The following is a 22,667-nucleotide window of genomic DNA, read 5'->3' as shown; positions in this document are numbered from 1 at the left end:
GAACGGCTTCCGGTCCGCTGCGTCAGCTTCCGGTGCTTTGGTAGTGGGACATGCCTATTTTCCACACTCGTAGCGCTATCAGCAGCGCAGCGCATGCTGCGGCCGCCGTGACGGCGATAAGCCACATCCCGCCCTGCTGCCGCAAAATATACAGTGAAGGGATGTAGTTGACAAAACCGACCGGAATGAGTACGAGCAGCATGCCTTGCAGCCATTTCGGATATAAAGCGAGCGGATAGCGCGAGGCGGTCTGGGCCGCGTCCTCCGTCATGTTTTGCAGCGCTTCGATGCGCGTCAGCCAAAAACCGGCCGCCGCCGTGGCAAGCCCGATGGCAAATAATAGAACCGCGCCGGTCAGGATGATCAGCGCAGTGAGCGGAACGGAAGCCCATCCGATCTGCCCGGAGGCCATCAGCGCCCGCATGGATATCGCGAGCAGCAGCAGCCCTTGCCCCGTTTCGGCAAGCAAAAGCTTTACGTTCTGCGTCATGAGCGCGAGCAGCACCGGAACGGGCCGGGTCAAAAGCGCGTCAAGATCTCCACTGACGAGATATTTTTCCAGATGGTGCACGTCCGAGGCAAAAGAGCGGTAAATCGCTTTGGACATCATCATTACGCCGTACAAGTAGCACACTTCATAGAGGCTCCAGCCTTTGACATTGCCGAACCGCATCATGACCAGCGCGACCATCAAAAATTCGGAAATATGTACCATGGAAGCCATGAGCATTGAAAAAATAAAGTTGAATTTGTACTGCATCTGCCCTCGAAAGCTGGAGCGGACGAGCAGCAAATATAGCTTCAAAGCGTTCATCCTCCCTGCACCTCCAGCTTTTTGCGGGCCCAGCGTGTAAGCGCCAGACAGGCACAAGTAAACCCGATGCACCATAAGAGGGCGCCGAGTGCGTCAGTTCCTTGCTCAAGCTGCATATAGATTCGGGTCGGAACGTAGATCAAATAGGGATAGGGCGACAGCGAGCTGACCGTGCGCAGCCATGCCGGAAGCCACTCCAAAGGGATAAAAAAACCGGATAACAACATGCTCAGCGCATAATTGACCCAGTACAGCCAGCGGGATTCGGTTGTCCAGAGAGCGGCGACGCCGATCAAGTAATTGATGCAAATGGAGATGTAAGCTGCAAAAACGAGTGCTGCCGCGGTCCAAACATAGACGGAGCCGCGATCCGGAAGCTTCAGGGAGAAGATGAAGAAGTAGAGGATGTAGATCGGTAAAAATTTGTACAAAAACTGGTAGACTATCTGTCCCCATTCCCGGCTCATTGCCTGATAAAACAAATGAACGGGGCGCATGAGATCGAGCGCAATTTGACCGGTTCGCACCGATTGTTCGAGGCCGAGCCCATTGGTAAGAAACAGGGTGAGCCATAGTATGGACTGGTTAAAAGCGATGTAACCGACCATTCCTTGCCGGCCGTAAGCGCCGAGCGATGCATCTTGGCCCAGTCCGGTCCAGATGCTCACGTAAATGAAGCCGAAAGCCATGCTGACCAAATTGTGCAGCAAGTGCGAGCCGCGATACTGCAAATTTCTCGCGTACGCCTTGCGTGCCAGCACCGTGAAGAGCATGTAACACCTCCTGGTAACAATTGGTATTCATTGCAGCCGCCGCGTAGAGAGAGCGTTTTCTATATTATCAAAATTACCCTGGAAATGGCAAGCAAAAAAACATCCCCTCACTTTAATGTGACGAGGATGTTTCTCTTGATTACTGCGATTTGCCTGCGGCCGCCGGAGTATGTGCGGCTTCCTCCGCCAAAACCGTTTCTTTGTCAGGATCGGTACTGTAGCTCGGGATTGCGGCTTTGGTCAAATAATCATGGTCGATATAATCGGCTAAATATTGCTTGCCGAACAGCAAATCGTACTGCATGTTCCGATAATCGTCAATCATCTGTTTGGCCGAATCGGGGGCTTTCGCATGCAGCTGCTGGTTGCTGTCGACAACCAGATTGCTCAGCATGCCCGGGATTTGCGCGGAAAGCTGGGCATCCATCGAGAAGTTGGCCGGTTTTTCCATATTCAGCCGGTCGAGTACGTGGGCGCCCAGGAAAGAGTTGCTGAGCACCGGAATTTGTTCTTTCGGCATATCGAAATTCGACCACATGACCATTGGGACGCTGTGCATTTTTTTCAACTCTTCCAGCGACCACTGCGAATCGTTGCCTGACTGGATGAAGCCGGACTCGTGATACACTTGGTAATCGTAGCCCAGCATCGGAAGGTGGTCGCCGTAGAACACAATCAAAGTCGGTTTATCCGATTTCTGAAAATGGTCGATCAAAAGCTGCAAGCTCTGATCGGCATCGTGGGCGCCGTGCGTGTACGTTTCCAGAATCGATTTGGCCGAGTCGGACAAAGGTCCCTGCACCTTGATCGGATTGTCTCCGTAGCGGTTCTCGTCGTAAGGACCGTGATTTTGCATCGTTACCGCATAAATGAACATCGGCCGGTCCGACTTATCGACTTCCTGCATGATGGAGCGGGATACTTCGTCATCGGAGATGTAATAGCCTTTGACCTCGGGATTGACAAAGTTCTCGCTGCTTTTGAAGCCTTCGAAGCCAAATTGCTTATAGACGTTGTTGCGGTCCCAGAACCAGCCTTCGTAGGAATGGATGGCCAGGCTTTTGTAGCCTTTGCCTTCGAAGTAGCTGGCCAGGCTCGGCACCGGTTTCGTGACGTATTGCTGGTACGGAATGGAGCCGCCCGGCAAAAAGCTCATGGAATTCCCCGTAAGCACCTCGAACTCCACGTTGCTCGTGCCGCCGCCGAATTGCGGGGACAGCAAAAAGCCGGAGGACGATTCCTTTTGCAGACGGTGGATGGTCGGAACGGGATCTTCGCTGAAATTGACGTTCGTCAGCAGCGTCGGGTCCCAAAACGCTTCATTCATGACAAAAATGACGTTCGGCTGTTTGCCGTTAATGAGCCCGTCACCGGTCGAAGACTTCAGCGAGGCGTTCTGAATATGGCCGGCTACAGTCGCCATGGCTTCGCTGCTGTAGGTCGGCGGTTTTTGCACGATCGAGTTTTTGACATTCATCGTAAAAGCGAGCGCCAGCCCGTTATCGGTGTAGTTTTCGCTCTGGTTCCAGGTGATTTCATTGACGCCTGCGCGATCGAGAATGTTCCCGGCCATCGCCGTTTTCACGCCGAACGCGTATAAAGCGTAGAAGGAAAACAGACCTAAGGCGATGCGCCCGAAGATGGGCAGCGACAAACGCGGAACGATAAAGCGCAGCAGCAAAATGACGACGAACAGCAGCGCGACGGATACGATCCGGATCAAAGCGGCTTTGCCTGTCACAAGTGAGGCGATGCTCATGCTTTCTTTATTCAGCAGGATGTCCCACGGAAAAAAGGGCTCGCCGATCAATCTTGTTTTCATATAACTGATTAACGATACGGTACCCAGCAGCAGCGTGCTTATTCCCATGGATACGATCAGCGAACCGAGAATGGCATAAATCAAACTGTACACGCAAAATGCCAAAAACACATTCAGCGCAAAATACACTTTATTGGACATGACCCAATCCAGCGTTTGATGGATCGAACCGCGCACCAAATACTCGATTCCCAGTATGGACAACAACGGCGCAACTATCAGCATACAAATAATAAGGCTGTAAGCGCTAATACGGTTTTGCTTCAGCGTCGTGTATACGAAGTTTTGGGGCCGAAAGGTCAAGCGCATTTTCATCACTCTCCTTCAGCCCCCTATTGTAAATGATATTTATGAAGAAATTGTGAAGGCTTTGTGAAAGTTACTTCATCGCTGCCAGCCAGGCCGCGAGCGCTTTTACATCTTCATCCGTCATGCTTACCTGAAAAGGAGGCATACCGCCCCCGCCCTTTTGGATGCGGAGAATCAAATCTTCTTCATCCAGTCTGTCTCCGATCTTTTGCAAGCTTGGCCCCTTGGCGCCCTGCAGATTGCCGCCGTGACAGGACATGCAGTAATTTTTGTACAAAGTCGGTGCATCCGCCTTGACGGACTCCGCCGCGGGGGCCTGTCCCCCTTGCTGGCCGCAGGCGGAAAGAAATACCGTCAGCCCGATCAAGCAAATCGGCAAAAATTTCATAAGCGATAACTCCCTGTCTTTTTTCCACCATGATACCAAACCACGCGGTGTAAAATAAAGGGATCGCCCGGCAAGAGCTGCCTAAGCCCCGCACAAGTTTATGGTGCATCGAAATTCCAATTTTTATTCTTGGCGATTGAGAGAGCAGAATTGTTGAGAGTCTTTCGAAGATGAGCGGGGGCGCTCGGAGGTTGGCGGCTTGGGTGGCCGACCGCCGTCATGCAGCTCGCACCGCGCACTGGGAGCCGCGCGCGGTATGAGGCTCCGCCGCTCATAGGCAGGGCTGGAGAAACCCGCACGGTTGGGGCCGGTAGAACAATGCTGCCTGGCTTTGCGCAGAGGAAGCCTGCAAAAAGAATCCCGCACGTCGGGGCCGATAGCCTATGCTGCCTGGCTTTGCGTGAAGAAAGCCTGCGAGAAAGACACCCGCACGTCGGGGTCTATAGCACAATGTTGCCTGGTTTTGTGCGGAGAAAGCCTGCAAAAAGAATCCCGCGCGACGGGGCCGATAGCACAATGCTGCCTGGTTTTGTGCGGAGAAAGTTTGCGAGAAAGACACCCGCACGCCGGGGCCTCAGTAGCACAACGCTGCCTAGCTTTGCGCGGAAAAAGCCTGCAAAAAGAATCCCGCACGTCAGGGCCGATAGCACAATGCTGCCTGGCTTTGTGCGGAGAAAGTTTGCGAGAAAGACACCCGCACGACGGGGCCTCAGTAGCACAACGCTGCCTAGCTTTGTGCGGAGAAAGCCTGCAAAAAGAATCCCGCGCGACGGGGCCGATAGCACAATGCTGCCTGGCTTTGTGCGGAGAAAGTTTGCGAGAAAGACACCCGCACGACGGGGCCTCAGTAGCACAACGCTGCCTAGCTTTGTGCGGAGAAAGCCTGCAAAAAGAATCCCGCACGTCAGGGCCGATAGCCTATGCTGCCTGGTTTTGTGCGGAGAAAGTTTGCGAGAAAGACACCCGCACGCCGGGGCCTCAGTAGCACAACGCTGCCTAGCTTTGCGCGGAGAAAGCCTGCAAAAAGAATCCCGCGCGACGGGACCGATAGCACAATGCTGCCTGGCTTTGCACGGAAAAAGCCTGCAAAAGTGCAGTTTTTTGCTTGTCGATACGCCGAGAGCGAAAAATTCCTGCAATTGTGCAGGCTTTTCACCCGCGTATGGACTCAAGGGGTCATTTTCGTCGAAAATTCCTGTACTTTCGCAGGCTTTTCGCCAAAACGGGCCATTTCCACGGAAAATTCCTGCACTTTTGCAGGTTTTCCACTGGCCCGGTGGCCGCCAAGCCGCCTCATGCGGCTCCGCTGTGCAGCCGTTCCATCCACGCTGCGCCTCAACCGGCGGCGCGCTTTGCGGCGCCACACGGCGCAGGTCCAGACCCCACGCCCGGCATAAAAGCCGGTGCATTTTCGCCGGATTTCGGCGCCCCCCCATCCGCATGGTTACCTGGCTTTGCGTGAAGAAAGCCTGCAAAAGTGCAGTTTTTTGCTTGCCGATACGCCGAGAGCGAAAAATTCCTGCAATTGTGCAGGCTTTTCTTCCGCGCATGGGCTCAAGGCTCATTTTCGGCGAAAATTCCTGTACTTTCGCAGGCTTTTCGCCGAAACGGGCCATTTCCACGGAAAATTCCTGCACTTTTGCAGGTTTTCCACTGGCCCGGTGCCCGCCAAGCCGCCTCACGCCTCTCCGCTGTGCTGCCGTTCCATCCACGCTGCGCCTCGACCGGCGGCGCGCTTTGCGGCGCCACACGGCGCAGGGCAAGACCCCAGCACGCCCGGCATAAAAGCCGGTGCATTTTCGCCGGATTTCGGCGCTCCCCCATCCGCATGGTTACCTCGCTTTGCGTGAAGAAAGCCTGCAAAAGTGCAGTTTTTTGCTTGCCGATACGCCGAGAGCGAAAAATTCCTGCAATTGTGCAGGCTTTTCACCCGCGCATGGACTCAAGGCTCATTTTCGGCGAAAATCCCTGTACTTTCGCAGGCTTTTCGCCGAAACGGGCCATTTCCACGGAAAATTCCTGCACTTTTGCAGGTTTTCCACTGGCCCGGTGCCCGCCAAGCCGCCTCATGCGGCTCCGCTGTGCAACCGTTCCATCCACGCTGCGCCTCGACCGGCGGCGCGCTTTGCGGCGCCACACAGCGCAGGGCAAGACCCCAGCACGCCCGGCATAAAAGCCGGTGCATTTTCGCCGGATTTCGGCGCGCCCCTCCATCCGCACGAATGCCCGGCGGACTCCCTCCCCGGCTCCCGCCAAAGCAAAACAGCCCTCATCCTCGTCAGAGGATAAGGGCTGCCTAAAACCGACCGCCGGTTACGCCAATTTCAAGCGGATGACGTTCCAGGACGCTTTGGCCAGCGTCGCCTGCACTTGGCCGCCGCCCGCGACGGCGGCGTCGCCTCCGCCATGCGGCTTCACGCGGTCCGGCGCGTCTTGGGTATTGGCCGCTTTAATGTCGTCGTGCTCAAGCACGATATGCTCGGTCACTTGGCTGGAGCCAAAGCTGCGCAAATCCAGCTCCAGCGGCAGCGCCTCCTGCAGATGGCGGTTGACTGCGAATACCGTCACTTCGGAGCGCTCTTCGTTATGCACCGCAACCGCCTCCAGGTACGGCACATCGGTATAGTCCTTCGCGTCGTACTTCGGCGATTGAATCAATGGAACGAGCGCCGTTCCGCGGCCGAATACGCTCGCATGCATGTACGGGTAGTAAATGGTCTGCTTCCACGCCGGCCCGCCGTTAGCCGTCATAATCGGCGCAATGACGTTGACCAGTTGGGCCATGCAGGCCATTTTCACGCGGTCCGCGCGTTTGAGCATGCTGATCAGCATGCAGCCTACGAGCAGGGCGTCTTCGTGGTTATAAACATCTTCGAGCTGCGGCGGCGCGATGCTCCAGGGCTCGATTTTGCGGTCCGCGTCATGGGAATGATACCAGACGTTCCACTCGTCGAAGGAAAGGTTGATTTTCTTTTTGCCGCGCTTTTTCGCCTGTACATAATCGCATGTGGCGATGACCGTATGAATAAATTTATCCATGCCGAGCGATTGGGCGAGGAAGTTCGCCGTATCGTTGTCGTGGTTGCCGTAATACTGGTGCAGGGAAATGTAGTCGACATGATCGTAAGTATGGTCCAGAACGGTCGATTCCCATTCCGGGAAAGTCGGCATCTTCAGCGAAGAGCTGCCACAGGCGACGAGCTCGATCGTCGGATCGACCCACTTCATCACCTTGGCCGTTTCATTCGCGATGCGGCCGTATTCTACAGCTGTCTTACTCCCGATTTGCCAAGGTCCGTCCATTTCGTTGCCCAGACACCACGTTTTGATGTTATGCGGGTCTTTGTAGCCGTGCTCGATGCGCAGATCGCTCCAGTAGCTTCCCGACTTATGGTTCGAGTATTCCATGATCTCCCGCGCTTGATCCGGTCCGCGAGTGCCCAGATTGACAGCCATCATCGCCTGCGTGTTCGCTTTGCGGCACCAATCCATAAACTCGTTCAAGCCGAACAAGTTCGGCTCAACGGTCCGCCAGGCCAGCTCCAGGCGCTTTTTGCGCTGTGCGACCGGTCCCACGCCGTCCTCCCAGTTGTAACCGGAGACAAAGTTGCCGCCCGGATAACGGACAATCGGCACGTCCAGGCCTTTCACCAATTCCAGTACGTCCGCACGAAAACCCTGCTCATCCGCCTGCGGGTGCCCCGGCTCGTAAATGCCGCCATAGACAGCCCGGCCCAAATGTTCGATAAACGATCCATAAATGCGCGAATCGACTTCCCCGATCGTAAAATCTTTGTCTACAATCATTTTCGCTTTCTGGGACATCATGAACACCTCTCCATTTAGTTAATAAAAACATAAATCGATTAATAAAAATATGATATAAATGTATTAAACAACAATTTGTTATCGTTTTCAAGCTTTTTCTTTATACGGCAAACCGAACTAAACAAACAATAAAAAAGCGGCCTAAGTCTTCAATAAGACTTAAGAGCCGCTCTTTTTACAACTGAGGCCAATTGAACGCATCAAGGGCCATCGGGGCATGAGCCCCCTAATATTTGCCGTCAGCTGGAACTATTGGCGTAACGCAAGCCTTCCATCAAAATCAAAAGCGTTAGCGCTTGACCGTAAGTCATGGGAGAAATCGGAATGTTCTTGTAAAATTGGGCGTCATTGCCGACCGGCGTGCCGTAGGAAACCTCCTGAACTACCCCGTTCACGTCGATTCGATCCAGCACAGCCTGCAGCGCCTTAAGTCCGGCCGGCAAATCATCCTGCTGCAAATAGCCTTTGCGGACAGCCTTCAAAATCCCGTAGCCGAAAGCGGCCGTGCACGACGTTTCCGCATAGGACGACGGATCGTCCAGAACCGTATGCCACATGCCGCCCTTTTCCTGAAGCGCGCCCAAAGCTTGAACCTGACTGCGCAGCGTGTCGAGCAAATACTGCTTGATTCCGTCCTCCAGCTCCGCCATGTCCAGGAAATCTACGATGCCGCAAGTATACCAACCGTTGCCGCGCCCCCAGCGCACAGCCCCGTAATTGTGCCTTCCATTGAAGTCCCAGCCGTGAAAAAATAGTCCGGAATGGCGGTCGTACAAATATTTGATGTGGACGAGAAGCTGTTTTTTCGCTTCTTCGATATATTCCGGGCGCTTAAAATATACGCCGGCCTTCGTCAGGAAAAGCACGGTCATGAACAAGGTATCGATGAGTATTTGCCCGTCGTTCGGGTCCCCGCTGATCATATGCTGAAACGCGCCGTCCCCGGTCCTGATCAATCCGTTATCGCGGTCCATAATCCAGCCGCTCCACTCTTCGCATACCCGGATATATTCCTCGTTGCCCGTCAGCTCGCATAAAGCAATAAGCGTTAAAAGCGGCGAGCAAGTGTTCACGTTTTTCTCGGGCAAGCCTTCGCGCAGGCGGGCGTCGAACCACTCCTGCAAAAACTGAAGAGTGTCCGCATCCTTCGTTTCTTCGTAATATTGATACATGCCGTAAAGCCCGACGCCTTGAGGCCATTCCCACAGATGAATATCAATAAGCCCGATGGGATAAATCTCGTCCATTCCTTCGTTTTTCATGAATTTCATCGCATTGGAGACGCGTTGTATCGCGCTGATCATCATGTCTTGATTCAATTGCATGAAGCCACCCTTCCTTTTCGCACCAATCGGCCTTGTACTCCGCAGTCCTTGATTTGCACGGCCTCACTGTTCACAACCAGTGGCTCCCGCCAACCGAAACGGGCTTCCCCGTATACGGCATCGTCCCAGCGAATTTGCAGCAGCTCTGTCGACACTTCTACAGGCGTCTTGATCATGCTGTCGACGAACTGCTCGAAATATCCGAATTCCCCGCGATCCGCCGCCCTTACCAGCCAAATATTGCGCCGCCCTTTGGAAATGAGCTCGCGTCCCCGGTTCGTGCCCTCCTGCGTAAGCTCAAGACCGCCTGCGGCATACACGGCGCAATAGGCGCCATCGGTCTCGCCGAAAAACCAGGAGCCTCGGCGCTCTGTGCGGGCAAACGCATAAGTCGGGAAGTAAGCATGCGTATAATCCGCGTCGTGCTCCTCGCCGATATCGAACAGCAGAATTCCCAGTCCCTTGTACTGCCCGACTTTCGGCAAGTAGCCGTTCCCTGCCCAGAAGCATGGCCGGCCTGAGCCGTGAGGGTAGATCTCACCCGGATGGTTCACCCAAACCTGAACCACTGGAGAAAATGCCAGATTCAGCACATGTTCCTGATATCCTTTCAAGCCGGGGCGAAAATCGGAAATGCTCGACATCGCGAACGAGCTTGTCCGGTAGTGGCTGAGCTTGGCGTAGCCGTCTTTTCCTTGTTCGAGCTGAAACTCCATCTCCTCCTCCGGCTGCAGCAAAGTCAGACCGGCAAATTCCTGCGGCGGCGTATAATCCGACAAGTACACCGACACATTAAAGGTCGTGCTGTTCACATTGCCTATACCGTAGCCGACCCAGATCAACGAGGTCGTACCGGCAGCATGGTTGCCGAACAGCTCCTTCTCGTAGCTGCGGCCGAACGTCGAGGTCAAATAACCTTGATGGGCTTCGGCAGCCATGTAGTAATACAAGAGATCCATTGCCTGCTTGGCCTTCTCCCGCAGTACCGGCAGCTCGGCCAGATCATAGAGCTGGATCAGTCCGAGGAAATCGATAGGAATGTAGGCGTTAGAATTCCACTCGGCCAACCCTTCGTCGAAGAAGCGCTCGAACCAGCCCTGCAGCTGTTGTTCCGCTTTCTTCTGCCTTTGACGGCCTGTCTCGCCACTGCTGGCAAACTTGTCGTCAGGGAACAGCTGGCCTGCCAACAGCTGGCAGCTGTGGAACAGCAGCGCGTGGTTTTCGCTGAAAAACCACATGACATCGTCGCCCGGCTCATCGATCCAGTACCGGAAGCCGAGAATCGTTTCCTTAATCTGCGACCAGAAACGGTCGTCGTACAATCCGCTTTTGCGGTAGTCCCGCCAAAACCGGAACAAGGCGATTAAATAGAAGTCGGCGCAATCCCGCCTCTCCTGAATGCCGACGAGTCCTTGAAGAATCATCTCCCGGGATTGTTCGGGAGCGCCGCCGGTTTTCAGCTTGGCAATGGCGGAATGGATGTTGGGGATACCAAGCTCGGCCACACACGCCAGCGCCGCCCGTTTGCGTTCTTCCACAGTCATGTCCTGGCTAAGCAGGGGCTGGAACCGGTTGTTGTGCAGCTCGATGCCGAACAGCTTGCGTACCGCAGCTTTGCCGACATGAGCGACCAGTTCAAAGTACTTGTAGTCGATTCCGAAATCGTCCGTATGGCCGAGAACCAGATTCCGCTCCCCGGGCTCCAGATCCCGCTGCATCGAATGCCGGCCGTCAAAGAAGCTGACGTAATTCACGTCAAAAGTAAACTTTTGGCTGAACGGCTGTTCGAAAACAATCCGAATCTCCTCATCCGTAACGCTGTCTTTCGGGAAATAAGCCCGGCCTAACGCATCCTCGATGCCCTGCACAGCCTCCGCCGTTTCCGAATCCGCAAGCGGGATTCGAAGCTCAAGCGAAGCGTCTCCCGTATATTCCAGCGTAAAATGGTACAGCGTATCCCGCTCCGCCAGATCCTCATGGCAGACGAAAAACGTGTTCTCCCCGGCTTCAAGCTCCACTTCCACCTGCGTCTTTTGTTCGATATTTCTTGTGAAAGGCGTGAAATCGCAGACCAGACGTCCGTTCACCCATAACGCAACTCCGCCGCACGTTTTCAAGTTGAACACGGCTTTATGCGCAGAGGGACTGACAACTACCGTATAGCCATATCTCAGCATATGGGTCGGCACGTAATAAAAGCCGGACTCTTCTACACGCGAGTTCCCCCACGGGAAATAAACGCTCCACTGCGCTTCCGAATTCCAAAGGGCAAAATGTTCTCCCAGCGCAGGCGGAGCGGCGAACGGAAGCTTCGGCTCGGACGCCCGTCTCTCGTTTACAAATTCCTTGCGGCAAGGATTTTCATGGATGGAAAAGCCTTTAATCAGCCAATCGTTGATATCCCCTTCCATCGTCATCGGTTCGAACCGCACGTTACGGGTTAAAATGCCGGTGATCAGCCAACGGTTGATAACGCGGTGCCGCAGCTGCAGCGGGGCATAAGCCAAATAGTTACTGCCGGTTGTCATTTATGAAATCATCCTTTCATGCCAGATGTGGCGATGCCTTGTACAAATTGCCGCTGGAAAATCAGGAAAACCGCAAGCACGGGAATCATCGTGATCGTGGACATGGCCAGCAAGCTTCCCCAGTCGACGTTGTATTCTCCGATAAAGTTCGATATGGCGAGTTGGATCGTATATTTGGCAGGATCGCTAATCACGATGAGAGGCCACAAGAAGTCATCCCAACGCCACATGAACGAGAATATCGCCAGAACCGCAATAATCGGCTTGGCCATCGGCAGTATGATGCGCCAAAATATTTTCCATTCCCCCGCACCGTCAATGCGCGCAGCCTCCAGCAGTTCATCCGGGACGGACAACAAGTACTGGCGAACCAGAAATACCCCGGTGGGCGTAGCGGCGGGCGGAATGATGATGCCGAGCAGATTGTTGTACAGCCCCAGAAAAGAAATGACTTTAAAGATCGGAATCATGATAACCTCAAGCGGTATCATTAACGTGGAAATAAATCCGACCAGTAGGATCGTATCGCCTTTAAAGCGATATTTGGCCAGCGCGAATCCCGCCATCGTATTGATCAACAGCAGCAGCAGCGTAGACGCAATTGTCACAATCGTGCTGTTGAGAAAATACGTTCCGAAATGCCCTTTATCGAAAGCGCTGACAAAGTGCTCCAACGAAAAAGTCGGAGGAATTAAAGCCGGCGGCCAGCTGTACAAATCGGTTTTCGTTTTGAAGGAAGACAACACGGTCCAAAGGACGGGAAATATCCAAAACAAAGCTAATGCGATTAAAATCGCATAAGTTCCAATGCCGGCTTTTCTCACTAGTTGACCCCTCCTTTGGAAAGACGGAATTGCAGCGCCGAGAAAATCCCGATAATGGCAAAAAGAACGACCGACATGGCGCTCGCCATCCCCAGCTCCTGCTTCGTAAAACCGATTTCATAAATGTACTGCACGATAAATGTCGTTGACTTGCCGGGGCCCCCGCCCGTAAGAGCATACATGAGCGGATACGACTTGAAGGCGTCGATGAGCGAGATCATCAACACAAGTACGCTCGTCGGCTTGAGCAGCGGCAAAGTAATATTCCGGAATACTCTCCATCTGGAAGCTCCGTCCAGGTTGGCGGCCTCATACATATCCACGGGAATCGCTTGAAGTCCGGCAATAAAAATAACCATGAAAAACCCGACCCTGGACCATAATGTGGCGATGATGACCGACAAATTCGCATACAGCGGAGAAGTCAGCCACGATACCGGGTCGAATCCCATTGCAGTCAGCAGGTAATTCAAAATCCCGAACGAATCTCCAAAAATCCATTTCCACGTCAAACCGACAATAATAAACGAAATCATCGTCGGCCAATAAATGCTTGCGCGAAAAAATCCCATCATCTTTACTTTGCGAATAAGAAGCACGGCAATCCCAAGGGCTGCGACATAGATTCCGGGAACGACAATCGCCGCATAAAGCCCGGTGCGGCCAAGCGCCGCCCAAAATTCGCTGTCGGCAAGAACCTCCGCGTAATTTTCAAAGCCCAAAAATTTCATTTCATTTAATCCGTCATACTTATGAAAGGAATAAATAAAGCCTACGATAGCCGGAATCACAATAAACGTTAAGAAAATAACGAAATTGGGCAAAATGAAAAAATACGGGGCAAGCAGCCTTTTCAACTTTTCCTTTTTCCACGAGGAGCGCGGATTGTTCCTTTGCTTGGTCAATGCCGGAGACACCCTATCCTCTCCTTTCCCTAATCGGCTTGATGTTGAATTAGTCTTGGTGCGTCTTGCGGTACGTCTGCGGGGATACGCCCGCATACTGCTTGAACATACGGCTGAAATGGATGGGATTGTTGAAACCGAGAAACTCCGACATAATCCCGACCGGTTCATCCGATAACCGCAGCCGCTTCTTGGCCTCGTCAATCCGCTTGCGCGTGATGTAGTTGTTGATGGAGATCCCTGTCACTTCTTTAAAACAGTGGCACATATAATACTTGTTCAGATGCATCGCTCCGGCTAGGTCTTCCAAAGTGACGGTCTTTTTGTAATTCTGGTTAAGATACATTAAAATCCGCCGCACATTCGTCTCCTTCTGCGATTGCGCCGGGGCCGTGAGGAGCGAGTATACGTCTTTCGATTTGCGGTAAATTTTGAGCAAAAGCTGCACCATCAGGCTCTGCATCATAAATTGATGCCCGATCGCTTCCTTCTCCCTCTCGCTCAAAATCATCGAAAAGAGGCCGTCCACTTCTTCCACGCCGCGTTCGTCCCACCGGATCAGCAAGCCGTTCGGGTGAGCGAACAAATTCAAAAGCTTCGCCTGCAAATCGTCCCCGGCCAATTCCTGAATGTAGTCTGCCGTAAAATTAATATAGCTCCTGATATACGGAGTATCCTTCGAAGGATTCGGACGATGGAGCACGTCGCCGCTAATTAGCAGCATATCGCCGGGCTGAAGCTGATAAACCTCGTTCCCGATAATGAAATGGGCGTTGCCTTGAAGGAAAAAATAAATTTCATAGCCGTCATGCGTATGAAGCGGCCAACTGTTCTGCCACTCCGTGACATGGTGGCGAATGTATATACGCTCCTGCTTCAATGCCTTATTGGTGGGAAAATGGGCGTGATGTGCCATGGATTGCTGCCACCTCCGGTCCAATGATTTTGTTGTGAATCAGCATTTCCCCCTAAAAGGGAGGAGCTACCCCCAGGTAGCCCCACTGTATGAACATATGGCTGCTGCTTTATTTTCCCTGCTCGCTAATGGCTTTGTCGATCAGTTTAGCGGTTTTATCCAGCGCGTCTTTGGCCGTTGTTTTGCCGGAAATCGTGTCAACGATGTTATTTTTCAAATCGGTGCTGAATTTGGGCACAATCTCTTGTCTGGACCAGTCGTTAGCCGCAAGCGGAGTCGTATTGGCCAATTCGTTCGCGAACACTTCGAACATTTCCTTGCCGAAAGAGTAGTCCAGCTTGGCGCTGTCCTTGCGCGGGCTCATAAAGAGCGAATCTTTGGTGTACTTCGAATTGACTTCCTTGGATGACAAATATTTGATAAACTCGGCGGCCTCTTTCTCTACTCCCGATCCTTTGAATGCCATGACGTATTTGCCGCCCGGAACGGAAGAACGGATTTTTTGCTTAGGCATGTAAGTGACGCCCCACTCAAAGTTGTTAATGTCTTTATAGTTGCTGAGCATCCAGTTGCCTGCCATATGAACGGCTACCGTGCCCGAGCGGAACAGGTTGTTCGGATTTTCCGAACCTAACCAGACGGATTGCGGAATGATGCCGTCTTTATGAAGCTTGGCGAAGTATTCCAGCGCTTGCACGCCTTCCGGGCTGTTGATAGCCGCTTTTTTGCCGTCCGCGCTGATCATATTGCCGCCGAACTGATACAGCAGGGTAGACCATCTGTGGGGCGAAAAGTCCCAGACAAGGCCGTACTTGGCTCCGCCTTTATCCATGACCTGCTTAACGGCTGCGGCGAACTCGTCCCATGTCCATACCTGATCCGGGGAGGAAGGCACCTTCACGCCGGCTTTTTGGAACAACGTTTTGTTGTAAATCATGCCGTTGGCCGTAACATCCATCGGAGCGGCAATAATTTTATTGTCCACCACATAATAAGGTTTGATGGAATCGATAAACTGTGAAGTAAAGCTGTCCCCGCTGCCGACGTATGGAGTCAAATCCAGCGCCTGATTGGCGAAAGCGCCGGTATCGGTCATGCGGGCTAATGCGGGCGGTTTGCCGCCGGAGATCATCGTTTTCAGCTTCGTCTGCAAATCTTTAAAGGCAACCTCAACCAGATTGATCTTCACATGAGGATTTTGCTTCTGATAATCGGCGACAATTCCTTTCATCACATCGCCTTCGATTCCGTCGGTAAACCACAGATAATCGAGGGTCACGTCCTTTGCCGCGGCGGCGTCTTGAGCGCCCGATTTCGGGCTTCCTCCGGAACATGCGGCCAAGCTGAAAATAAATACTGCTGCAAGCAGTAGCAGCATAATCGATTTTAAAGTTCTCTTCATTTTGACACTCCCTTTTCTGATTGTCAGCGCTTTCATGATTATCATACCATAGAAAACGATTTGCTTAATATCGATTATTGCTTGCTATTTAACGGATATTGCTGTTTGCGCGGCTGTTACAAAGCTGTAAGCAGTACAGCCACGATCTCCAATCGGACTGCACCGGGCGGATGCTGTAACTGCTTGCCATGAGACGGCCTAATGCAGTCCCTTTTGCGCTTTTCTGTTCGATTTTTCGCATACAAAAGCCATTTTTTCCGCTGTAGGCACGATTCTGTTCGATTTTTCATACTTATTTTTCGATTTTACGAAATCAGTACAATTTCTGTATGAAATTTCGTGCTGATTTCCACGATGCGCAAGTTGTAGCGGTTGCCAGACCGGTTTTCATCCTGTCATTAAGCTTTCCTGTACCCCACGTATACCAAAAAAAGACCGCCACAACAAACGTGGCGGTCGAACCGGTGCGAGTTTATTTTTTCAGTTGGAGCGCTCTTAAAATGAATGCCGCCGCTTCGGCGCGCGTCGTGTTCGTTTTGGGCTTCACGGTGCCGTCTTCGTAACCGTTCAGGAGACCCTTGTCAACCGCTGTTCCCAGAGCGGCGCGAGCCCAATCCGAAACTTCGCCGCTGTCGGAAAATGTCAAGCCGGTGTCCGCGGATTGAATTTTCGCCGCGCGAATGACGATTGCCGCCATCTGCTCGCGGGTGATCAGATCGTCGGGACCGAACGACTGCTCGCTATACCCTGAGACCACTCCGAGCGCTGCGGCTGTACCGATCGCATTTTTCGCCCAATGGCTAGCCGTATCGGCAAAGCTGCTGCCGCCCTGCGATTTAAGCTGGAGCGCTTGAACGATGATCGTCACGAACTCCGCTCTTGTGATGCTGCCGTTCGGTTTAAACGTATTGTCCGGGTAGCCGCTAATGGCGCCGAGCTTCACCAGCTCCCGCACGCTTGCTTCTGCCCAGTGACCTTTCAAATCGCCGAGATTCGCCTCGTTTGCCGGAGGTTTGACGGTCTCTGTTTTTGCAGATGCCTGTACAGCGAATTTGGCAAAATGCCGCACCGTTCCCGACACCGCTGCTCCGGTTTGGTCCACCTTGGAATCGCCCAGTTTTTCCCATTTTCCGGACTGTTCGTTCAACCCGTACAAGGCCAACGTGAACTTATCCAGGTCTGCTTTTGTCCGGTCGTAAGGCAGCGTGATCACGACGGGCTTGCTGAAGTCGCCGTCCCTGTCTTTTTTAATCTCATACACGTCGCTGACCAATGTCAACGCCTTATCTGCGGGCAATTTGGAAGTGTCGGCGATTTTATCGACGCTAACTTGTATATTGCTGCTTACCGCTCCTGACGGCACTTCGATTTTGACGCCGTTCAGCGTCAATGTTCCTCCGTCCGCCGCTTGAATCGTTCCCGAGCTCGCTGGAGCGCTGCTGCCGCTGCCACCGCCGGAGCTGCTGCTGCCGCCTCCCGATGACGCTCTTGTCACAACAACGGAATAGGTTGCCGTCGTTTTTCCGTCTTGGGCGGTTACATGAACCGTTATCGTGTTAGAACCGACTGTCAGCGACTTGACGCCCAAATCAGCCGCCGAAATTACAGCCGCCGGGTCAGCCGCCACAGCGGTAACCGTCGTGCTCGTCACGTCCGCAGCCACGGAAGCCGTATACGTGAAAGTCCCGCCGGAAAATGCCGGGCTCAACGTCACACCGCTGAGCGAAAGCCCGCTGAGTGCAGCAATGTCGATCATTTTGCCCGAAGCCATGTCGTCTTTGACCAGATTGTAGTCTGCCACGGCCTGGTGAGCATAATCTTCGCCCGCATTGAGAATGAGCTTGGAGAGCGTATCCCACTGTCCTGCAATGCCCACCGCAAATTCATCGTCAAAACTGTTCGTCAACCCGCCGATAGCCGAGTCCCGGTCGGACCGCGCATGCGCATAAGCGTATGCTTTGGCCGAATCGATCACGTATTGGCTGAACTCATTTGCGTTCGCAAAAGTTTTCTTCGTATAGTCGCCTTTGTACGGAGAAATTTCCCGAACCAGGTACTGCTTGTCCACGCCCGCCAGCACGCCCAAGTGAGCATCCGTATCTATCGACATCGCCTTGTAGGCTTGCATCGACAAGCTCGCCGGCTGGCGCTGTTCCTTCACATCCAGCACAATATCGTCATCGCCGCTGGAAGAAGGCCCCTCAATCAACACGTTATACCGCATAACGCCAATGCTGCCCAGACCTTGATTAATGCGGCGAACGATAAGTTTGGAAGAATTGGAATCGGACTTAATCGTAAAATAGCTGTCAAACTGTTCATCCGTCAGAGAAGGAAAAGCGCTTCGCAAACTTTGCTTATAGCTGCCCCAGCCCGCTTCAATCACGGCTTTTTCCGCATCCGTCGCCGTCTGATATTTGGATGTATCCGAGAGGATATCATTGCGCCATTTATCGGCCTGTTTCTTCCGGGCTGCCAAATAACCGTTGGTACCAACGATTTTATTCATAACAGCCGCCGTATAGGTTTGAAGTTGACCAGCCGTAAGCTTGGTTGTCGTTTCCGTATCGTTGCCGCTTACTTGCAGCAAAGTATCTTTGTATGTGTTAAGGAACAATTGGGCGACAGGCCGGATCTCTTCGTCGGTCATCGTGCTGATTCCGGTGCTGTCGGCATCGTATTTAATGACGTACAGACTGGTTACAAAACGTACCAAATCATTGTAAAAAGTATCGACGTGCGCGCTGTCCACATCATTCAGGTCAAAAACGGCGGTACCCGTCTTATCGTTAAAAATGCCGACATTCTGTATGTGCGCATCGCCTTGGCTGTACGTTTTTACATTGGCAAATTGGGTAAGACCCGCAGGCACCGGCAGGGCCGCCTTGCCGAAATCCTGCAGGAATACGGCGTTCGTACCTCTAAAAAACGTGAACGGATCGTGCCCAAGCGCCTTGCTGCTGTACTTGTATATTTTCGTAACCGGGTCCTGGAAAAAGCTGTTGTCGGCTACGATTTGCTGCTCGACATAAGCTTTGCGGCTTTCGCTAGTATCGACTGCCGTCCGGTAACGCTGCAGCGCTATGCCTGCGATCGCATCCGAATCAATAGCTCCGGCTTCCTGAACAGCGTTCCCTTTGATGACAACGGACAGCTTGGCATCTTCCAAAACGGAAACGGCATGCGGATTGGCAACGGTGAACACGATGCGGTTTTGGGCGGTATCCGCCGCAGCGCTAACGACCAGCCCGCTCGGGAGCCCGGTCACGGTGAAGTCCGTATTTTCAGCCAAAGGAACTGTTCCGGTGTTGGTCCGAATATGAGCCGTATCCTGCAATTGGATGGCAAACGAAGCTTGTCCGATCGCCAAACCCGTTCCCTTGCCGGGATCCAAATAACCGAGACTGCCGCCGCAAGCCAGTGCAGCCGTCATCGTCCATACTAACGCTTTTTTAATCCTCCTCTTACTGAACACGCCGCATTCCCCCCATGTTTGCAAATTATTCAAATACCATTACTCTAATGTTGAATTGTTATCTGAGTGTTCGGCATATGTAAGATGCATATTAAATTAAAATAATGGGACGAAAAAAGGAGGGACGCTTCGTTGAACTTGCCTCCGATCGGAGAGCGGTATATCAGTCGGGGGAGAGTCGCTTCATTGCGGGGAAAGGCGAGGACTGAGGGAAACGAACGCGCCTCCGGGGAGCGCTGCCGGCACCACACGCAAGGAAGCTGCGGGCGGTGCTGCGTTGCATGACGGCAGTGCTTGCAGCTCCCTACACGCGGTGCTGTGCTGCATGACGGCAGCGCTTGCAGCTCCCTACACGCGGTGCTGCGCTGCAAGCCAGCGGTCGGCCGACCACATATGCTGCGACGTTTTGGATACCGCCGAAAAGCTCCGCAACAGCACAATCTTCGCGCCCCCAGACGCCTCCAACGCCTGTAAAATCTGCGATTGTGCGGGAATTTCCGAGCATGGCAGGGTTGAGGAACTGGAGGGACCCAGCCGCTCTTCCCCAGCTCGTCCCCCCTCGTCTCTCCTGCACGGTTTGCGGTGCTGGGACTGGGGGTAAGGCGGCTGGCAAGGAAAAAACCTGCGAAAGTGCAGGCTTTTTCTGTAAAAGTAGCTCATTTTGGCGAAAAGCCTGCGATTGTGCAGGAATTTTCGCTGAAAATGCCTCTGAGTCCATGTTCGCGGCGAAAAGCCTGCACTTTTGCAGGAATATGTCGTAGCCGGCGCATCCATCGAGAAAAAGCTGCACTTTTGCAGGTTTTCTTCGAGCAACCAGGTTTGTGCGGCCAGTTCTGGCGTGTAGAGGTTTCCGGACAGCCTGGGATTTGTCGCGGCGAGCGAGCGTTCGAAGGATCAAAAAGCTGCTCTACCCTGAAAATAACTAGCGATGCATTATTTTCATCTTTATGGGTGCTGCCTAGCGGCATGGCTCATTGCCAAGCAGCCCCACCAGTTCCGGCGAGCGAGTCTTCCGACGGGCCTGCGCCCGTCGTCGGCCCGCCAGCCTTGCACCCACGCCGCGCCGAGGGCTCCGCCACCCGCTCCCTACCGGGCCTGTGCCCGCCACCGGCTCGCCAGCCGTGCGCCCACGCCGCGCCGAGGGCTCCGCCACCCGCTCCCTACCGGGCCTGTGCCCGCCACCGGCTCGCCAGCCGTGCGCCCACGCCGCGCCGAGGGCTCATCCCCGCCGCTCCCTACCGGGCCTGCGCCCGCCACCGGCCCGCCAGCCTTGCGCCCACGTCGCGCCGAGGGCTCCGCCAGCCGCACCCGCCACCGCCGCTAGCCTTGCGCTGCTGCGCCGGCCGCCTGCGCCTGGACGGCGGCGTGCTGCCGCTCCGCCTGGCGCAAATATTTTTGCCTGCGCCACCTTCGCAAAACGAGAGCGCCGCGCAAATACTCGTCGCAGATCATCGCCGCATAAATGCCCGCCAGGCCCCAGCCCAAGCTGATGCCCAGCACATAGGAAAGGCCTGCTGCGACGAGCCACATGGAGCCCAGCGATACGAACATGCTGTACCGGGTGTCGCCGACCGCATTCAGGGCGCTGCCCATGCCCATATTCAGCATTTTGCCCGGCTGCAAAATCAGATTCAGCGCGATGCAGGAAAGACCGAGGGCCAAAATTTCGGGATCGGCCGTAAAAAGACCGAGAAACGGCTTTCCGACGATCAGTAAAATCACCGAGTTGAAGCTCACGAGCGCCAGCCCGATCCAGAGTCCCCGATATGAGCTTCGATAAGCCTCGCGGGTTCTCCCCGCGCCGTACAGGTGCGCAATCTGAATCTGCATCGCCAGCGCAATCGCGTATCCGAGCATCGAGCAGGTGGATTCCAACGTATTCATATAGGTTCTGGCGGCAAGCTCTTTTGCCCCCATCATCGCCAGGAACGTATACATCGCCAATTGCGTGAATACGTAAGAGGACATGTTCACGCCGAGCGGCCAGCCGATCCGCAGCACTTCACCGAACAGCTTGCGGTGAAAAAGCAGCCAGTCCCTGAGCTGGATTCTGCGTTCAAACGCCGGGACGAACATAAACAGGAGCAGGAAAGTCGCCAACAGACGGCTAACAAGTGTAGAAATAGCAACCCCGGTTAAACCCAACTGCGGGAATCCGTAAGCTCCGAATATGAAGCCGTAGTTGAAAAAGACGTGAATCACGTTCATGCCCAGCGCCGTAATCATCGGCCCCTTGGTATTGCCCGTGTTCCTGATGACCGTGCTGAGCGAGGCCATCAACGCCGTCAAAACCATTCCCCCGCCGACGATTGAAATATATGTGTCCGCCATGGGAAGCAGCCTTTCCTCCAATTGGAACAGCTTCGCCAAAGGGCGCGCTTCGAGGTACAGCACAACGCTCAGCACAAGGCCGATCGCCGCGCTGACCATCACGGCCATGATCGCGACCGTCCGCGCGTCTTCGTTTTTGCGCGCTCCCAGCTTTTGGGCGATGACGATTCCCGCTCCGCTGGCAACGGTCATAAATAACGTCGTCAAAGCTTGAAACAGCTGGTTCGCCAGACCGACCACCGCGACCGCATCGTCGGAAATCCGGCTGACCATCAACGTATCCACCGTTCCAAGCAGCAGTTGCAGCATCAATTCGATAAAAATGGGCCAGGCGAGAACCCACAGTGTAAATTTGTTTTTCTCTACAGTCACGCTTCTCCACCACCGTTATATAGTCTGCTCAAATTATAGTTCTTCCGCTGTGAGCCATGTTCCATTTTCGCAACTCAAATTATCAATATTCCAACCTCAAAAGAAGACCGCCGCCTGCGTACAAAGCTGCGTTCCGGCTTATTTTGTCATAACCTCCTACAATTCCTAATACATTTATCACTGGGGTTGAAGCCTGATGCAGTCGGCCGTCAACCTATTTTGTGTGATGAATACTACAGACAAGTTAAAGGAGCTGAGCATGTTGGAATTTCCAAACCCGATCGAGCAACCGAACCCCGTCATTAGCGTGAAAGAGTGGATGCTGACCATCCTGCTGCTGGCCATTCCGGTCGTTAACATCATCATGCTGTTCGTATGGGCGTTTAGCAGCGGAACGAATCAGACGAAAGCCAATTATGCAAAAGCCAGCCTGATCTGGTTGGCGATTGGCATCGTGCTGTACATCATTTTCGGAGTCATCATATTCGGCGCGACGATTTCCTCCTTGAAATGACATAACACAAAGAGTTACCCCCGGGCGCTTCATCCCGCTCAAGGGTAACTCTTTTTCTCTGAAATACGGCCGCCCGGCTTGTGTCCAGCAGTTCCAGGCCCTCGGCCAGGCTATCATCCGAAAAAATGTATAAGTGAATAT

General features: G+C 53.6%; 14 protein-coding genes. 1 reads left to right on the top strand and 13 read right to left on the bottom strand.

The features are described from left to right. Positions 1 to 22 precede the first annotated feature (22 nt). The 13 genes from AC6RNO_RS10150 to AC6RNO_RS10090 form a co-directional block, all read right to left on the bottom strand. The gene (locus AC6RNO_RS10150; RefSeq protein ID WP_474682179.1) at positions 23 to 814 is read right to left on the bottom strand and encodes an ABC transporter permease; all 792 of its coding nucleotides are present in this window, start codon (positions 812 to 814) and stop codon (positions 23 to 25) included. Next, entirely contained in the window at positions 811 to 1,587 is a 777-nt protein-coding gene (locus AC6RNO_RS10145) for an ABC transporter permease (protein WP_488434216.1), read from the bottom strand. The genes AC6RNO_RS10150 and AC6RNO_RS10145 overlap by 4 nt, the downstream gene beginning before the upstream one ends. Before the next feature lie 139 nt (positions 1,588 to 1,726). After that, positions 1,727 to 3,724, bottom strand: a complete 1,998-nt coding sequence (locus AC6RNO_RS10140; protein WP_497105395.1) for a sulfatase-like hydrolase/transferase — start codon at positions 3,722 to 3,724, stop codon at positions 1,727 to 1,729. A 64-nt stretch (positions 3,725 to 3,788) separates the two neighbouring features. After that, positions 3,789 to 4,106, bottom strand: coding sequence for a c-type cytochrome (locus tag AC6RNO_RS10135; RefSeq protein WP_488434215.1), 318 nt, complete (start codon positions 4,104 to 4,106; stop codon positions 3,789 to 3,791). Between the two features lie 2,313 nt (positions 4,107 to 6,419). Next, on the bottom strand, positions 6,420 to 7,934 hold the full coding sequence (arfA, locus tag AC6RNO_RS10130; RefSeq protein ID WP_497105372.1) for an arabinosylfuranosidase ArfA: 1,515 nt from the start codon (positions 7,932 to 7,934) through the stop codon (positions 6,420 to 6,422). Positions 7,935 to 8,173: 239 nt separating this feature from the next. Continuing rightward, positions 8,174 to 9,259: a beta-galactosidase BglB gene (gene bglB, locus AC6RNO_RS10125; protein ID WP_497105371.1), complete on the bottom strand. Its 1,086-nt coding sequence runs from the start codon at positions 9,257 to 9,259 to the stop codon at positions 8,174 to 8,176. After that, positions 9,250 to 11,787 (bottom strand): hypothetical protein, encoded by a 2,538-nt coding sequence (locus AC6RNO_RS10120; protein WP_497105370.1) that lies wholly within the window; start codon positions 11,785 to 11,787, stop codon positions 9,250 to 9,252. The genes bglB and AC6RNO_RS10120 overlap by 10 nt, the downstream gene beginning before the upstream one ends. A gap of 8 nt (positions 11,788 to 11,795) precedes the next feature. Then, positions 11,796 to 12,611 (bottom strand): carbohydrate ABC transporter permease, encoded by an 816-nt coding sequence (locus AC6RNO_RS10115; protein ID WP_488434211.1) that lies wholly within the window; start codon positions 12,609 to 12,611, stop codon positions 11,796 to 11,798. Then, positions 12,611 to 13,528 (bottom strand): carbohydrate ABC transporter permease, encoded by a 918-nt coding sequence (locus AC6RNO_RS10110; protein WP_488434210.1) that lies wholly within the window; start codon positions 13,526 to 13,528, stop codon positions 12,611 to 12,613. The genes AC6RNO_RS10115 and AC6RNO_RS10110 overlap by 1 nt, the downstream gene beginning before the upstream one ends. 37 nt (positions 13,529 to 13,565) lie before the next feature. After that, entirely contained in the window at positions 13,566 to 14,432 is an 867-nt protein-coding gene (locus AC6RNO_RS10105) for a helix-turn-helix transcriptional regulator (RefSeq protein ID WP_488434209.1), read from the bottom strand. Positions 14,433 to 14,541: 109 nt separating this feature from the next. Then, positions 14,542 to 15,834 (bottom strand): extracellular solute-binding protein, encoded by a 1,293-nt coding sequence (locus tag AC6RNO_RS10100; protein WP_497105369.1) that lies wholly within the window; start codon positions 15,832 to 15,834, stop codon positions 14,542 to 14,544. A gap of 472 nt (positions 15,835 to 16,306) precedes the next feature. Then, positions 16,307 to 19,309 (bottom strand): DUF2252 family protein, encoded by a 3,003-nt coding sequence (locus tag AC6RNO_RS10095; RefSeq protein ID WP_497105368.1) that lies wholly within the window; start codon positions 19,307 to 19,309, stop codon positions 16,307 to 16,309. 1,320 nt (positions 19,310 to 20,629) lie between these two features. After that, positions 20,630 to 22,012, bottom strand: coding sequence for an MATE family efflux transporter (locus AC6RNO_RS10090; RefSeq protein ID WP_497105367.1), 1,383 nt, complete (start codon positions 22,010 to 22,012; stop codon positions 20,630 to 20,632). 259 nt (positions 22,013 to 22,271) lie between these two features. Here AC6RNO_RS10090 and AC6RNO_RS10085 point away from each other — a divergent pair, with 259 nt between their 5' ends. Beyond that, positions 22,272 to 22,526 (top strand): hypothetical protein, encoded by a 255-nt coding sequence (locus AC6RNO_RS10085; RefSeq protein WP_474682165.1) that lies wholly within the window; start codon positions 22,272 to 22,274, stop codon positions 22,524 to 22,526. Positions 22,527 to 22,667: the final 141 nt, after the last annotated feature.

This window comes from Paenibacillus sp. sgz302190 (assembly GCF_059820445.1).
This window is presented reverse-complemented; position numbering and strand designations above follow the sequence as displayed.

Coding starts and splice junctions, on each gene's coding strand:
- AC6RNO_RS10100 (WP_497105369.1), bottom strand. CDS start 15,834: ATGAAGAGAACTTTAAAATCGATTATGCTGCTACTGCTTGCAGCAGTA.
- arfA (WP_497105372.1), bottom strand. CDS start 7,934: ATGATGTCCCAGAAAGCGAAAATGATTGTAGACAAAGATTTTACGATC.
- AC6RNO_RS10150 (WP_474682179.1), bottom strand. CDS start 814: ATGAACGCTTTGAAGCTATATTTGCTGCTCGTCCGCTCCAGCTTTCGA.
- AC6RNO_RS10140 (WP_497105395.1), bottom strand. CDS start 3,724: ATGAAAATGCGCTTGACCTTTCGGCCCCAAAACTTCGTATACACGACG.
- AC6RNO_RS10135 (WP_488434215.1), bottom strand. CDS start 4,106: ATGAAATTTTTGCCGATTTGCTTGATCGGGCTGACGGTATTTCTTTCC.
- bglB (WP_497105371.1), bottom strand. CDS start 9,259: ATGCAATTGAATCAAGACATGATGATCAGCGCGATACAACGCGTCTCC.
- AC6RNO_RS10120 (WP_497105370.1), bottom strand. CDS start 11,787: ATGACAACCGGCAGTAACTATTTGGCTTATGCCCCGCTGCAGCTGCGG.
- AC6RNO_RS10085 (WP_474682165.1), top strand. CDS start 22,272: ATGTTGGAATTTCCAAACCCGATCGAGCAACCGAACCCCGTCATTAGC.
- AC6RNO_RS10105 (WP_488434209.1), bottom strand. CDS start 14,432: ATGGCACATCACGCCCATTTTCCCACCAATAAGGCATTGAAGCAGGAG.
- AC6RNO_RS10145 (WP_488434216.1), bottom strand. CDS start 1,587: ATGCTCTTCACGGTGCTGGCACGCAAGGCGTACGCGAGAAATTTGCAG.